8 protein-coding genes and 1 pseudogene are annotated in these 15,475 nt (G+C 67.7%); 5 read left to right on the top strand and 4 right to left on the bottom strand.

What is annotated here, in order from left to right:
* Position 1: 1 nt before the first annotated feature.
* A complete protein-coding gene (locus tag ACYVC6_RS20480; protein WP_460716527.1) occupies positions 2 to 649 on the bottom strand; it encodes a potassium channel family protein in 648 nt (215 codons plus the stop codon).
* 98 nt (positions 650 to 747) lie between these two features.
* Between ACYVC6_RS20480 and ACYVC6_RS20475 the strand changes: the two genes are divergently transcribed.
* The 3 genes from ACYVC6_RS20475 (at position 748) to ACYVC6_RS20465 (ending at position 4,570) form a co-directional block, all read left to right on the top strand.
* Entirely contained in the window at positions 748 to 2,799 is a 2,052-nt protein-coding gene (locus ACYVC6_RS20475) for an APC family permease (protein WP_460716326.1), read from the top strand.
* A 29-nt stretch (positions 2,800 to 2,828) separates the two neighbouring features.
* A complete protein-coding gene (locus tag ACYVC6_RS20470; protein ID WP_460716325.1) occupies positions 2,829 to 3,425 on the top strand; it encodes a hypothetical protein in 597 nt (198 codons plus the stop codon).
* A gap of 74 nt (positions 3,426 to 3,499) precedes the next feature.
* Positions 3,500 to 4,570 carry a class I SAM-dependent RNA methyltransferase gene (locus tag ACYVC6_RS20465; RefSeq protein WP_460716324.1) on the top strand — a complete coding sequence of 357 codons (1,071 nt, stop codon included), beginning with the start codon at positions 3,500 to 3,502 and terminating at the stop codon, positions 4,568 to 4,570.
* 210 nt (positions 4,571 to 4,780) lie between these two features.
* On the opposite strand, the gene ACYVC6_RS20460 is transcribed toward ACYVC6_RS20465, so the two are convergent.
* The 3 genes from ACYVC6_RS20460 to ACYVC6_RS20450 form a co-directional block, all read right to left on the bottom strand.
* Positions 4,781 to 5,443, bottom strand: coding sequence for a tyrosine-type recombinase/integrase (locus ACYVC6_RS20460; RefSeq protein ID WP_460716323.1), 663 nt, complete (start codon positions 5,441 to 5,443; stop codon positions 4,781 to 4,783).
* Between the two features lie 223 nt (positions 5,444 to 5,666).
* Entirely contained in the window at positions 5,667 to 6,131 is a 465-nt protein-coding gene (locus tag ACYVC6_RS20455) for a DUF4304 domain-containing protein (RefSeq protein WP_460716322.1), read from the bottom strand.
* A complete protein-coding gene (locus ACYVC6_RS20450) occupies positions 6,128 to 14,248 on the bottom strand; it encodes a DNRLRE domain-containing protein (RefSeq protein WP_460716321.1) in 8,121 nt (2,706 codons plus the stop codon). The genes ACYVC6_RS20455 and ACYVC6_RS20450 overlap by 4 nt, the downstream gene beginning before the upstream one ends.
* A 486-nt stretch (positions 14,249 to 14,734) precedes the next feature.
* Between ACYVC6_RS20450 and ACYVC6_RS20445 the strand changes: the two are divergent.
* Both ACYVC6_RS20445 and ACYVC6_RS20440 read left to right on the top strand, forming a co-directional pair.
* Positions 14,735 to 15,052: pseudogene (locus tag ACYVC6_RS20445) on the top strand (transposase); the annotation flags it as partial.
* Positions 15,041 to 15,313: a transposase gene (locus ACYVC6_RS20440; protein ID WP_460716526.1), complete on the top strand. Its 273-nt coding sequence runs from the start codon at positions 15,041 to 15,043 to the stop codon at positions 15,311 to 15,313. The pseudogene ACYVC6_RS20445 and the gene ACYVC6_RS20440, both read left to right, overlap by 12 nt.
* The last annotated feature ends 162 nt before the right edge of the window (positions 15,314 to 15,475 follow it).

Genomic DNA, 15,475 nt, shown 5'->3' with positions numbered 1-15,475 from the left:
GTCAGTGCTCCTCCGGTCCGGCGGCGATGACCTCGAACACGCTGGCGGCGTCGGCCTCGCGCATCGCCAGGTGGATGACGTCGCCCTCCTGGAGCATCGACTCGCGGTTGGGCAGCATCCCCTCGCCGAGCCGGTCGATCCAGGCGATCCGGCTGCGGGTCTGCTCCTGGAAGAGCACGGTGCGCTGACCCACCCACACCTCGGGCACCGGCACCTGGTCGACGCGCACCGTGCCCGACGGGTCGCGGAAGTCGGGTTCCGCACCGGCCGGGAGCAGCCGTCGCAGCACCTGGTCCGCGGTCCACTTCACCGTCGCAACGGTCGTGATGCCGAGCCGCTGGTAGACCTCGGCGCGCCCGGGGTCGTAGATGCGGGCCACGACCTGCTGGATGCCGAAGGTCTCCCTGGCCACCCGCGCGGCGATGATGTTGGAGTTGTCGCCGCTGGAGACGGCCGCGAAGGCGTCGGCACGGCGGATGCCGGCCTTCTCGAGCACCGCCTGGTCGAACCCGAAGCCGGTGACCTTCTCGCCGTTGAAACCCGGCCCCAGGCGCCGGAACGCGTCGGGCTCGCTGTCGATGATCGACACCGTGTGGTTGCGGTCCTCCAGGCTGCGCGCGAGCGTCGAGCCGACCCGGCCGCAACCCATGATCACCACATGCACCCGGCCACGGTATCGGCCATCGGCCGTCAAGGGCGTAGGCAGGGCGTCCCGACCCGGAGCCGAGGGCCCTACTCTTGTCGATCGTGGGTGCCGGCGACGTCTCCAAGCGGATCCTGCTGGGACGCAAGCTCCGGAGCTCCCAGCTGGGTGAGACGCTGCTTCCCAAGCGCATCGCGCTCCCGGTGTTCGCCAGCGACGCGCTGTCCTCGGTGGCCTACGCACCCGACGAGGTCTTCATCATGCTGGCGCTTGCCGGCGCCAGCGCGTACGTCTGGTCGTGGAAGATCGCGATCGCCGTCGCGCTGGTGATGACGGCGGTCCTCGCGTCCTACCGGCAGACCGTGCACGCGTATCCGAGCGGCGGCGGCGACTACGAGGTGGCCACGGTCAACCTGGGCCGCCGGGCAGGAATGACCGTGGCCAGCGCGCTGCTCGTGGACTACGTGCTCACTGTCGCGGTGAGCATCTCCTCCGGGGCGCAGTACGCCGCGGGGGCGATCCCGGTGCTGGGCGGCCACGAGGCGACCGTGGCGGCCGCGGCGGTGGTGGGGCTCGCGGCGATGAACCTGCGCGGGATCCGGGAGTCCGGGACGTTCTTCGCCTTCCCGACCTATGCGTTCATGATCGCGATCCTCGGCATGTGCGCCTACGGCTTCCTCCGCCTCGCCGGCGGCGACCTGCCGGACGTCGAGAGTGCGGGGCTGGCGATCACACCGGACCCTGGGACCGGGGACGTGGACTCGCTGACCACCCTCGGGTTGCTCTTCCTGCTGGCCCGAGCCTTCTCCTCGGGGTGTGCGGCACTGACCGGTGTCGAGGCGATCTCCAACGGCGTCCCGGCCTTCCAGCGGCCCAAGAGCAAGAACGCGGCGACGACGCTGCTCCTGCTCGGCCTCATCGCGATCACGATGATGATCAGCGTCATCGTGCTCGCCAAGCAGATGGGGCTGCGCTACGTCGACCCGCACCACCTGAAGCAGCTCAGCCGCGACGGCGAGCCCCTGCCCGAGGGCTACGACCAGAACCCGGTCATCGCCCAGATCGCGAAAGCGGTCTTCAACGACTTCTCGCCGGGCTTCTACGCCGTCGTCACGGTCACCGGCATCATCCTGGTCCTCGCGGCCAACACCGCGTTCAACGGCTTCCCGGTGCTCGGCTCGATCCTCGCCAAGGACGGTCTCGCCCCCCGGGCGCTCGGCTCGCGAGGCGACCGGCTGGCCTACAGCAACGGCATCGTCTTCCTGGCCGTCATGGCGATCTCCCTCATCATCGCCTTCGATGCGCAGGTCACCCGGCTGATCCAGCTCTACATCGTCGGCGTCTTCGTCTCGTTCAATCTCAGCCAGCTGGGCATGATCCGTCACTGGACCCGGCACCTGGCCACCGAGGAGGACCCTGGTGAGCGGCGGCGGATGCAACGGTCCCGGGTCATCAACGCCATCGGGCTCACGTTCACCGCCGTCGTGCTGGTGATCGTGCTCATCACCAAGTTCCTCGCCGGGGCCTGGATCGCGATCCTGGCGATGGTCTTCTTCTTCCTCATCATGCGCGGCATCCGCCGCCACTACGACAACGTCGCCGAGGAGCTGGCGGTCGTGGACGCCGACAAGGTGATGCCGACGCGGGTGCACGCCATCGTGCTGGTCTCGAAGCTGCACAAGCCGACGCTCCGCGCGCTCGCCTTCGCCAAGGCCACCCGCCCCAACGTGCTGGAGGGGGTCTACGTCTCCACCAGCGCCGAGGAGACCGGCCGCCTGCTCGAGGAGTGGGACGAGCGCAACATCGATGTGCCGCTCAAGGTGCTCCACTCGCCCTACCGCGAGGTCATCAAGCCGATCGTCGACTACGCCACCGAGATCAGGGCCGCCAACCCCCGCGGCGTGGTCGCCGTCTACATCCCGGAGTACGTCGTCGGCCGTTGGTGGGAGCAGCTCCTGCACAACCAGACCGCCCTGCGGCTCAAGGGGAGGCTGCTGTTCAGTCCCGGGGTCATGGTCACTTCGGTGCCCTACCAGCTCCGGTCCTCGGAGATCGCCCGCGAACGCGAGGCGCGCGAGGACCGCCGGGTGCGTCCCGGTGACCTGCGTCGCGGGAACGTCGAGGATCGCGGCAACGACCGCCAGGTTCCCCGCTGAGCCACACCGGCAGCCACTAGGGTGCCGGGATGAACTTCCGTCGCCACCTCTCCTTCGCCAACGTCGCCTCGGCGACCGCTCTCACGCTCGTGCTCGGCGGCGGGGTCGCCGTCGCCGCCGGCCTCGCCCCCAACTCGGTCGGCTCCAAGCAGATCAAGGCCAACGCCGTGAAGTCCTCGGACATCAAGAACAACGCGGTCAAGGGCAAGGACATCAAGGAGTCCTCGCTCGGCACGGTGCCCTCGGTCGAGACCGTGCTCGCGGACGCGCGGGTCACCTCCGTGGTCGGGGCCGTCCCGGCCACCGTCCACGAGTCGGCGCCCTTCACCATCACCCTGCGCTGTGTCGACGGCGGCGGCGGGAACGTGCAGTCGTTCCTCGAGATCCGGACGAGTGTCGACAACGCGGCCTACGACGCCAACTTCTCGGGCGGCACGGACGCCGACCTCGATGTCTTCGACGGACCGCAGGTCCTCGGCAACAGCAGCGGCGCGGCCGCCGACATCGAGCACGTGGGCTTCTCCGCGGTGAGTCCTACCGGCGAGCTCCTCGCCGGCTACGGCTACGTGTCCTCGAAGCTGAACGGCTCGCCCGACTGCGCCGCACAGCTCACCTTCATCGGCTGACCTCCATCGCCGACGGAGTGCCGGACCGACGCCCGCGGGCGCCGCGGGCCCGGTCCGCCCGGGGACGGTCCCGGGTGGGGGATCGCTTCGACGCCCTCGTCGGACCGGTCGCGCACGGGGGCCACTGCGTCGTCCGGCTCCCGGAGCCGGAGGCGCGGGTGGTGTTCGTCAGGCACGCCATCCCGGGCGAGCGGGTCACCCTGCAGATCACCGAGGGCACCGAGGGAGACCGCTTCTGGCGCGCCGACGCGGTCGCCGTGCTCGAGGCGTCGCCGGACCGGGTCGCACCGCCCTGCCGGTACGCCGGGCCCGACGCCTGCGGTGGCTGCGACTTCCAGCACGTGTCGCTGGCGCGGCAGCGGCTGCTGAAGGCCGAGGTGGTGCGAGAGCAGCTGTCTCGGCTCGCCGGTCTCGAGATCGACGTGACGGTGGAGGCCGTGCCCGGCGACCAGGATGGCCTGCGCTGGCGGACCCGGCAGCGCTTCGTGGCACTGCCCGGCGGCCGGCACGGCATGCGCAAGCACCGCTCGCACGACGTCGTACCCGTCGACGACTGCCTCATCGCCGGGGCGACGCCGTCCTTCCTCGTGCGGGGTGTGCCGTTCGAGGTCGCCGCCGAGACGGGCTTCTGGCAGGTCCACCCGGGAGCGCCCACGGCCCTGGCCGACACGGTGGTCGGGATGCTGGACCCACGCCCGGGGGAGTCGGTGCTAGACCTCTATGCGGGCGTCGGCCTGTTCGCTCGCTTCCTCGCCGATGCGGTCGGCCCGTCAGGCACGGTGACGGTGGTCGAGGGCGATGCCGAGGCCTGTGGGCATGCCGCGGTCAACGTGCCGCGAGCTCACGTGCACAGCGGCGAGGTGGGCCGGGTGCTGGCGTCCGGCGTCGCCTCGTCGGTCGACCTGGTCGTGCTCGACCCGCCGCGAGCCGGTGCCAAGCGAGCCGTGGTGGAGCAGGTCATCGCCCGGCGGCCCCGCGCGGTGGCCTATGTGGCCTGTGACCCGGCGGCGCTCGCCCGCGACGTCGCGATCTTCGCCGAGCACGGCTACGGGCTCCGCGGGCTCCGCGCGTTCGACGCGTTCCCGATGACGCACCACGTCGAATGCGTTGCACTGCTGACGAAAATCGGCTCTGACCTGCGCTGATGCGACCTGGGCTCCCCGGGCTTTAGTCCCGAGGAGAGGCCTTAAGGCTCACTTTGGGCTCGCTTTGAGAGGTCGGGCACGCCTTCAGTGCTCGTCGGAGCGGGTGACTCAGCAGCTCGCACGGGGCCGCAGGAAGGCGCAGAACGGCCAGCAGACGGACGAAGGCCCCTCCGGTGGGTTGTCCGGGGCGTTCGAGGCCTAGCGGGGAGCTCAGTGCCCGAGAGCAGGGTCCTCGCCTGCTCCAGAGCTGGGCGCAAGCCGCTCGGTGGCCGCTCGGTAGTCCGGCACCACGAGCCTGCGGTTGATGTAGTGCCGTTCGGTGACGGTCTTGGATGTGTGTCCGAGGTGGTGCATGACGGCTTCGGCGTCGTAGACCTCATCGATCTCGGTGGCCACCGTCCGACGGAACGAGTGGGGCGACACGTCCCGGAGTGCGGCGATGTCCTGATAGTCGACGAGGCGCCGGATATGCCGCAGTCGGCCTTGGATGTTCGTGGTGTAGTGCCAAGTGCCGTTACGGGTGATGAAGACCGCGTCGAGGTCGTTCGGGGGTTGGGCGACCTTGCGCCGGCGCAAGAGCGCCGCCGCCCAGTCCGGGAGCGCGATGGGACGGATCGCCGCGTCGGTCTTGCCGTAGTCGACCCGGTTGCCCTTCGAGGTGATCTGGCCGTTGACCATGAGCCATGGGAACCACGTCTCATCGTCGCGACGCTCGGGCGGAGCGGTCAGCTCGATGTCGGACCAGCGCAGCGCGAGCAGCTCACCGATGCGCATTCCGGTCGCTATGAGCATCTCTACGATGTCGGGCAGGTCGGCGCTCTTGGGGCCGTTCCGCTTCTCCGCGTCGGCCCACTCGCGAATGGCCGCCCGCACCGCGTCCAGGTCTTCACAGCCACCGGCTTCTTCTTGTTCCGTGGCACACCCATTGACGCAGCCGAGCCGCATCGCCCGGCAGCGCCAGTGTCGCGGCGGGGCGCGGCTTCACGATCCGGCGGCGGTACAGCAGTTGCCTCGCCAACACGAAGATCCGGGCAGCGCTCGGCACCGGGACCGAAGGCACGGCCGCCCGCCAGTTGAGCGAAGCGCACCGAGGTCGTCAGCCAGCCGCGAGCAGGCGCTGACCCTCTCCATCGACCAAAGACGCCTCGACGAATCTCTGCCCATCGCCGAACCGCAGGCTGTCCAACGTCACGGCCGATTCGACCACCGGCAACAAGTGCTGATGGAACTGTGCAAGAAGCTCCTCGCGCCGCGCCTCTTCCTCGATCGGACTCTCCAGATTCAGCAGGGCCTCAAGACGGTCTCGCAACTCAGCCGGCACCAATCTCTCCAGCCGGGTCTGGATGTGGCATTGAGACGGCTTGGGGGATTCAGCCGGGCCCGCCGCAAGCAACCAGATCGCCGCGTTGACGTAGTAGCTCAACCCGTAGTTCGACTTCTGCAAGTTGAGTACCACGATCGTTTCATCGCTGCGTCGGTACCACGATCCTGCCTTCTTGCTTCCGAACGCAGCCTTCCCGAACTCGTCAAACGTCCTCTGGACGACGTTGCGCTCGCTCATGGTCGGTCGTACGTCACGACTCGGCCGATCCACGGGTCGCCCGGGAACTGCTCGTTGAGCTTGGCGATGTAACCCTCAAGCTGGCGCTCCCCAAGACGGATTGCACGGGCGTTGTTCGGCTTCAACTCTAGGACCTCCCGAGTTTCGAAGTTGATCGCATCCACTCGGCCACCCGCCCTGAGCGTGAACTCGCGAGAGAAGCCAGGACCGTAGTCGAAGGTCTGGTGCATGAGCCGGCCGTACGCAGTCGCAGTCGTCTCGCCGTTGATGGCGACCTTCTCTGCTGTGTTTGCGGCGTCGGCGACTCGCTCACCGTCCCTGGCATCGTCGACGAGGTCAGCGACCTTCTTGACCTTGCCGACCTTGAACCAGGGCATGACCATGGCGATCTCGGCGGCGCAGCCCTTGCTCATTCCGTCTTCGCATGCGCTGTAGTCGAAGACGACCGCGCGGAAGATCGCGCCTATCCAGGAGAGTGATCCGCCCAGTGACACGTAGCCGGGGCCCATGAGCCCGTTCACTCGTTCGGCGGCGGCGATTTGCTCGGGTGAGTCTGTGTCGTAGTTGATGGGGATGTTGTATGCGGAACCGAGCGTGACTGCTTGTTCAGTGGTCGATGCCCCGGTCGGGTTCCATGGTTCGTCGTATCCCTCGGGGTTGTGCCACGGCCGGGGCTCGAGTCCGCTGCCATCCGAGAGGGCGATCGGGTTGTTTCTCGAGTAGGCGTAGGGGTTCAGCGACTGGGGTGCCCCCACTGTGAACAGCGGATCCGGTGTGGTGAGGACGTTGAGGGCCGGTGTGTAGTTGCGGTGGTCGAGACGAAGATCCCCGTTGGGGTCGATGGGCTTGTTGAGATAGCTGCGCTCACCGACCGGCGCAGTGACGGCCGTCGCGGCGCTGTCTCCGTAGGGGTAGTAGGTAGGTCGGGTTTCAGTCTCCAGGAGGGTCTGGGCCAGGCTGAAACGGATCGAGTTTTGGGCGTCTCCGAGGAGGAAGGTCCAAGTCTCGCCCGCTACCCCGACTTCTTGGGTCGCCAGTGGCGTTCCTGCCGGACTAGTGAGGTTCCGGCGGGCGGTTTGGATGACGCCAGCGACGCTGGTGACCTCAGTGCTGCCGAGGTAGTACACCGCGGTTGTGCCGCTCTTGCGTGCCACGCGCATGCCGTCCGCGCCATAGGCGTAGTTGGTTGCCAGAGCCCCGTTGGTCTGGTTCTTGAGGCTTCCGGTTGCGTTGTAGCTGTAGGTGGACGCAACCGCGTTGGACGTCATGGTCGAGATGCGTCCGGCGTTGTCGTAGCCAAGGGTGGCCGCGGGTGGCAGCGCTGGGTCGAGCGGGAGCGGGTTGGTGATCGAGGTTGTCTTGTGTGCGCCGCTGTAGCCGTAGGCAGCGGTTCCGGTTCCTAGGGTTCCGGTGCTGGTGACGCTGGTGAGTCGGTCGTCGTCGTAGGCGTAGCTCAGGTTCTGGTCTGCGCCGATGAACTGCTTGTCGGTCGGGGTGCCTGAGCAGGTGTTGTTGGTTGCGGTTTGCCCGGTCTTGGCTGTCTTGAGCCTGTTGAGCGGATCGTAGGTGTAGCACCAGGCGCCGGATGTAGTGCCGATGCGGATGTTGGCTTGGACGCTTTGCGGTTGGCCGATGTTGTCGTAGGTGTTGTTGAGGAACCCGAATCTTGAGGCTCCGAGCTTGGTCATCCTCCCGGTGGGGAGTTCCCACTCGTACTCGCGGTTCAGGTGCCGGTTCTCCTGACCGCCGATGGAGGACAGCAGACGTCCGGTTTGGCCGACCTTGTCGTGGGTGGCGTCGGCGAGGGTGATGCCGGTGCCGTCGACGGTGAGGGTGTCGTACTGGCCGTTGGTGGTGTAGCTGGTGCTGACTGTGGTGGCTGTGAGCCCACCGATGGCGCCGTAGGTGGTGGCGGTGGGCATGTCGGCGTCGTTGTAGGTCTGGGTCTCGGTGTAGGCGGGGAGGCCGGGGTAGGTGTGGGTGACGCCGAGGGGGTTGCCGTTGAGGTCGTACCCGGTGACGGTGGAGACGTACGTGTCGTTGGCGGCGAGGCTCGCATCGTTACTGGTGCTGCTGGCGAGGCGGCCGCGGCCCTTGGGTGCCGTGTCGTAGGTCCATGACGCCAGGTCCTTGGTGACCGGCGCGGTCTGGTTGCGGGTCAGCGGCCGGTCGCGGTCGTCATAGGTGGTGACGATGGTTTCGCCCGCGCCGTTGGTCGAGCTCGTCTGGTTTCCGTTGTCGTCGTATCCGGCGGTGGTGTTGCCTGTGTCGGGGTCGGCGGTGCTCGTGCGACGGCCGGCGTAGTCGTACCCGTAGGTCCAGGTCCGGTTGCCGCCGTTGATGGTGCTGGAGATCTGGGTGAGTTGGCCGAAGCCGTCGTAGGTGTAGGTGGCGCCGTGCAGCGGCGTTGCGGTGGTGTCGGCCCCGGCGTACTGCGTGACCGCGGTGGTGCGGCCCCAGCCGTCGATGCCGGAGAGTGTCGATCCGCCGACCGGCGGGATGGTGATGGTTCTGTTGCCCTGCTGGTGGATGGTGGTGGTGTCGCCGGGCTTGGTGGAGTGGACGACATTGGTAGTGCGGCCCGCGGCGTCGTAGGTGGTCGTGGTGTTCCGGGGGGTGGTGGCGAGTTTGGCGTTGAGCAGGCCACTGCCGGGTGCTGCTGTGTTGGCGATGTCGGTGGCGGTCCGCCAGGGGAGGCCTTGTTCGTCGTAGGCGGTGGCGGTGACGACGCGGCCGTTGCCGTCGGCCTGCAGGACTTGGGTCTCGATCTGGCGGCCCCAGCCGTCGTAGTAGGCCCAGGTGGAGTCGGTGGTGCTGCCGCTGCGGCGGGTGAGGGTCTTGACCGTGGCGGGGCGACTGTTGCCGTTGCTCTTGGTGGTGTCGGCGTTGGTGTAGGTGTGGGCGATTGACGGGGTGCTGGGTGTCGCTTGCTGGTTGGGTTTGACGACGGTGAGCAGCCGCCCGTAGGCGTCGTAGGTCATGGTGGTGGTCGCGGCGTTGTCGACGTCGACGATGCTGGTCGGCAAACCACGCGCACTTTCGAGTGTGGTGAGCGTGGTCAGGTCTGGGCTCAGGGTGCCGAGGCGGACGTTGGTGAACTGGGTCGTCAGGTCGTCACTGGTCCGTCCCGATCCCGAACCGTTGTAGGTAACGGTGGACTTGTTGCCGTTGCCGTCGACGGTTTGGACTGGTCGGCCATATAGGTCGTAGTCGGTGTAGGTGTCGATCCAGTGACCAGCCGTGGCCTGGGTCTGGGTTTGGGTAACGTGGCCGCGCCCGAGGTTGTCTCCGGTCTGGGTGTGCCCGCCGTTGGCGAAGGAGCCGTCGTAGCCGTACTTGGTCGAGGACCGGAGATCGGTGCAGTCGGGCTGGCCGAAAAGCGTTCCGTGGACCTGGGTCTGGGTGGGGACGCGCAGCCACTTGGTGTCGTTGCCGATCCAGGTCGTGGACGTGCAGACGTTGGGGTCGTTAGTGCCGCCGCCGGTAGCGCCGCGGTCGGTCTCTTTCTCGACCACGCCGAGCCGGACGCCGCGGTGGTTGGTGCCGCCATCATGGAACTGGCGACCGATGGTGTGGCGCCAATCCTGCGGGGCTCCGCTGCCCTGGCCGACGAGGGCGATGTGGGTGCGGGTCAGGTTCTCCCCGACCCACCGGGCCGGGCCGCCGCCTGTGGTGTCGGTGGTGAAGATGCGCTGGTATCCGTGGTAGGTGCGCGAGAGCCACTGGTTGGTGGGGTTCTTCAGGGTTTCCTCGGCGACCATGCCTTGGAGGGCGTCGAAGTCTTCGAGCCGCTGGTTGGCCGGCCCCGAGGCGGGGTGTTCGACGGTGTCGATGTAGCGCTGCGGGAACTGCGGGTTGCTGACCTTCTCGCGGGACCTGCTGAGGCCTTGGTAGCGCGTGACGACTCTGGTGGAGACGTTCGTGGACCCGTCGTCACCCTGCGGGTTGGTGTCCTTGTCGGTGATCCTTCGAGTCGCGATGCGGACCCGGGGGTAGCCGCGCCAGTCGGTCCACGACCGCTGGTCGATGGGGGTGTTGACCGAGTCGGAGTCGAAGCGCCAGCCCGGGTCACCGAGGTAGTCGTAGGCGTACTTGCGGACGGTGCCGAGGCTGGTCTGGCCGGTGTTCCAGGCACCGGTTCCGAGACCGAGTGCCCCGTCGGTCAACGTGGTCGACGTGACGACGTACTTGTGGAACCAGGCCCACTTCGATGAGGTTCCGCCGTTGGCGGGGCTGTACTTCTGCGCGAAGCACTCGCGTTTGGACGCCCAGCGGTCGAGGTTGTCGGTGTAGTTGTCCTGGTCACAACCCGGGCCGTCGTGGCCGTAGGCGACGCTGACCCGGCCGCCCATCTCGTTGACCACGGACTTGATGCGCAGGTGCTTGAGGGTGCGCTCACCGTTGGTGGGCTTGACCCGGTTCTGCTTGATGACCCCGGCGAACCGGACGTCGGGCAGGGTGGTGGTGCCACCGGGGGCGGCGTCGAGGCTGGAGCCGTCGTGACGGATCCCGCGTAGCCAGAGTTCGGGCTTGTCTTCCCCGTTGCTGCCGCCGGTGCGGGACTTGTCGGGGTCGGGCATGGCGTGCTGCAGGGTGTAGCGGTCGACGCGGACCTCGCCGCTGGTGTTGTCGTAGCCACGTTCGGTGGTGATGGTGGTGTAGCGCTTGGTGGTGAAGAACGAGGGAGAGAAGACCGAGCAGTCTCCCGAGCCACCACAGATCAGGTCTGTCGGCACGTCGGGCCAGGACCGCGGTGTGGTCCGCGGGTCGGGGCACGAGGCCGAGGCGTTGCGGATCTTGTCGGTGCACCGGGGCACGGACGCGAGCGTGATCCGCACTTGCGAGGCGGTGGTGTTCGGTGCGTTCCCGCGGGGGAAGCCGTACTCGATCCTCGAGAGGTGGCCGGCCCGGTCGTAGGCGGTCCGGTTGTCATCTCCGAGTTCGGCGCCGCGCTGGTAGTAGTTGGTTTCGGTGTCGTAGTAGTAGCGAACCGCGTTGCCGTCGGGGTCGACGACCCGGTCGAGGTTCCATTGCCACGCTTGGTCACACCACCGCTCAGCGTTCGTGTAGCAGGGCTCGCCCGGGTCGTTGCCGTAGACGGGCACGGTCCACACCGAGTTGGCCTGAGCGTGCAGTCCGAACCAGTAACGGGTGCCGTCGGGGCTCAGAAGCCGGAACGCCTCGTCGTTGTTGTCGGCATTGCTGGGGAACTCGGCCCCGTCGGGCACGAAGCTCGACCCGTCGGGGTCGCCGTAGTAGTCGACGCGCCAGCCCGGGTCGTTCTTCAGCCTCCAGGTTCCGCTGGTGTCCCGGACCAGCTTCGAGGAGCGGCCGGCGACTGTCACGGACAGGTCGTTGACCAGCTTGCCGCCCTGGGTGCGCCAGCACAGGTCGCCGGTCTGGTGCGCAGATGCGGCGACGTCTTTCGCGCAGGCGGCGTAGCTGCGGGTGATGTGCCCGGGGTCGAGCGACCAGCCCACTCCCGCGAGGGAGGCCTGCCCGGACTCCGGGGTGGTCATGGAGTCCACCGCGCCGGAGGAGTAGGTCAGCGCCAACGAGGGCGCCTCCTTGCCCATCCCGGTGGGGAAGGTGAAGGGGTAGGACCAGGAGAACTCGCCCGATCCTTCGCCGACCTGCCACGAGCTGGACGGTGCCAGCGGGGTGGCGTCGGATCCGCCGCCCCCGGTGTCGCCGGCGCCGCCGCCACCGGCGCGGGCGAAGCCACCGGACTGGGCCGAGACGACGTAGACCATGCCGCGACACACCGTGGCATCGCCGACGGCGGTGCTGAGCTGGGGAGCCGGGTCGGTCACCGGCGCGCCGCCGGCGCCGGGGTTGGCAGTATCGGTTTCGGTGTTGGCGGCGTTGAGGTCGTCAGGGTTCCCGTCGCCGATGGCCTCGCCGAGTCCGTCGGTGGACCCGTCGGTGTCGGCTGAGGGCGCGGTGGCGGTGTCCAGCCATCCGGTCGCGTCGGGGTCGACCAATCGGGAGAAGCAGGAGTCGATCTCGCCGAGTCCGGGCACCACGCCGGGGACCTCGCCCACCTTTAGCGGCGGGCCGGCGGTGAACATCAACTGCTTGCTGTTCCGGTCAAGTACCGACGGCACCAGGACGCCCTGTCGGCATGGCTGGTTGGAGACGCCTAGGACGGCGAGGAGGTCGGTGACCGGGGTCAGGAGGTAGCAGGTCGGGTAGGCGGTGACCTGCAGACGGTCGGCGTAGTCGCCGCCGAACTTGTCGGCGATCGTGGAGTAGTTCAACCGGACGTCGACGTCCTGGTTTGTCTGCCCCGGGAGCTGGCCCAGCCCGTCGAGCACAGTCGCGAGGGTGAGCTGCAAGGATGGAGTTCCGAACGCATCGGTGGCGTCGTCGGAGCCTGTCTCAGCGCCAATGTTGGGCACCGACAATGACGCCAACAGAGTGTCGCCGACCGTGTCGGCTCCGGCTCGGACGTTGGACCCGTTCTCGTACACCTGGCCTGCTCGGACCTGGATGGTCGAGAGGTTGGCGGGGTTGGTCCAGCCGGCTGACATGGTGGCCTGGCCGCTACCGGGGGAGGGCATCGCCTGCGATGACCCGGTCGGCAGGTCATCGGTGTACTGGCCCGGGTCGTCAGTGTCGGACTCGTCGGTCGCGGGCACATTCTGGCCGTTGGTCTCCGGGTAGGTGTCCACGAACGGCGCAGGCTCGTAAGGGCACGGGCCAACCTGAGATGTGTAGTCGGTGTAGGCATAGTTGAAGCCCTCACCGAAGGTCGCCCGCCCGGAATAGGTGCCTGGCAGAAGGCCCGTGAAAGACGTCGTCGTCGAGCCGTTGGCCGGGATCGTGACATTCTTGGTCTGGCCGCCCAACGTCACCGTCGCGGTCCCGCTCGAGTCGTTCGTGTTGGTGAGCTGGACGTTGATCGCGCCGATGCTCTGACCCTGGTCGGCGCAGGCGGTTTGGCTCGCGTTGACCGTGGGGCCCTGGTAGTACAGGACGTTGAGGTTGGGCCACCGGGCCGTGATGGTGGCGTCGCTGGAGTAGAACTCGATGCGGCCGTTGGTGCCCTCGGGCTGTTGTTTGACCAGCAGGCCGTTGTTGGGCGCACCCGCATGCCAGGCCTCGACGATGTCGCGGACCAGGAAGTAGCGCCAGCCACTCGAGGTGCCGCCCAGGGTCTGTTGACCGTGGGCCGACCCCGTGGGGTCGCCGCCGGTCCATGCCGCGGACCCGGAGCTGTTCCACGTGGCTCCACCGGTCCAGGCCTTGCCAGGCTCGAAGACCGCATAGTCGGCGTTGGGCCCGACGCCGTTGCCACGCAGGTAGAGCTCCAGGTTGGCGTGGCTGATCCCCGCTCCCACGGGAAGCGCGCTGACGTCGAAGTCCAGCAACGCGCGATGCCGTGAGCTGGAGTCGAGCCGACCCACGGTGAGTCCGTCGGGACTGCACAGGGTCGCGGTCGGAGACTCCTGTCGCACCACACAGTCCTTGTCCGGGCTGCCGACGAACTGGACGGGTGGGTCGATGACTACCGGGTAGACCCGGGCCGGGTCGGCGAGCCACTCTGCGTCCGGGGTCACGGTCAGCGTCCAGCCACCAGCGCTCGGCGTCAGCGCGTAGGGCACCGCGGTGGAGAACGCGCGCTCCGGGGAGGCCGAGTCATACATGAACCCCGCCGGCATCACGAACACCACCGAGTCCTCGGCATCCACGAACTCGATGTCGTTGGACGCCGTCAACCGTGCCGTCAGTCCGGGGCTGGCGGCCACGTCGAACCTGAAGACCGCCGGGTTCGCCGCCGGAGGCGGCGAAGTCAACGTGATGTCCTCACGCACCCCGGACCCCGACGCCGTGTACGCGACCGATGCGGCGCCCACCACCTCGTCGAACACGGCCGTCGCTTCACTCACCAGCGGCGCATCGGTCATGCCGCGCAGCCGTTGGGAGAGCCACGCGTCTCCCGCTTCAACAATGACCGGGGTCGTGCTCGGGTCATCCGGGATCTTGACCGTGAAAGCCGCCGCATCATTCTCGACCGCGAAACCCGGGTCGAGCGAGTCCACCAAAGTGCTGACCACGGGATGCCAGCCACCCGCCGCGTCCTGGAAGTTGACCACGTCAGTGGCCACATCCATCGAGAACGAACCATCCGGCAACCGATACGTCGTCGAGGTCACCGTCGACAACTCCGGGACCAACACCGGATCAAGATCACCGACCGAGACACTCGGCACAACCGACAAGGGCGCGGCGACAGCAGCGGGGGCAGTGCCGGGGCCCAGCGATGAGACGAGCGCCACGACCACACCAGTCGCTACCAAGCGCCGGACAGCCGAACCCAGCGGGGGAACCAGAGAATTCACGCGACGCGCCTCATCGTTCGAGAGAAAGTCGGGGCCGGAGGGCGCCGAACCAGCAAACGTCCCGATCAACCAATCGTCACGGAGCTTGGATAGCTACTCATCAGTAATAGTCCATTCAGACCATGGGCCATAGCTCGTTTGGGCCACCGGAACCGTCTCGTCGAAAGGACGGTAGGTGGGGCGGGCTGTCGCCTTCGACGAGCGTTCCCCAAGTCCGCCGTGTCCGAGCTGCCCGAGGCGTTCCGTGCCGGTGACGGCGTGGACCTGGTCCGTGAGTCGGTCCGGATCGTGATGTAGGAGCTGATGGAAGCCGAAGCCGAAGCGACCGAACGGATCGGCGCCCGTCGCTACGAACGCACCTACGAGCGTGTCACCGACCGCAACGGATCGCGGCCCCGGCTGCTGTCGACCCAAGCTGGGGATCTGGACCTACGGATCCTCCAGCTCCGCAAGGGGTCGTTCTTCCCGGTCATCCTCGAGCCCCGCCGCCGCATCGACCAGGCGTTACACGCAGTGATCATGGAGGCCTACGTCCAGGGTCTCTCGTCCCGCAGCGTCGACGACATCGTCGAGGCCCGGGACCAGCTGGCCAAGTCCTTCCCCAAGGTCGGTCCACTGTCGACCAACCCCCTCGAGCAGCTCAACAAGGAGATCAAGCGCCGCTCACGCCTGGTCGGGATCCTCCCCAAGCCCGCCGCCGGCGTACGAGGACGGCTTGCAGATCCCCTTCCTGACATCCTTGACGCGCTCGGGCCCGAAGCCGAAATCGACACGGCCGAGCCACTTGCTCGTCAGTGCCGCGTTCTGAGCGAACTCGGTCGCGAGCGCATGCATTAGCGCCTCGCGCTTCGAGAACTCGACGGACATATCGACCACGAGCTCCAGGGTGGCAGCTAGAGCGGCTACCCGTCGAACCAGTGGGAAGCGCTCTTTGAAGGCCTTCCGAAAGACGTGCTCGTTCGAACGTTTGCCATCCGTGGTCGATGACCCACCACGTGG

The sequence above is a fragment of the Nocardioides dilutus genome (assembly GCF_054779555.1).
This window is presented reverse-complemented; position numbering and strand designations above follow the sequence as displayed.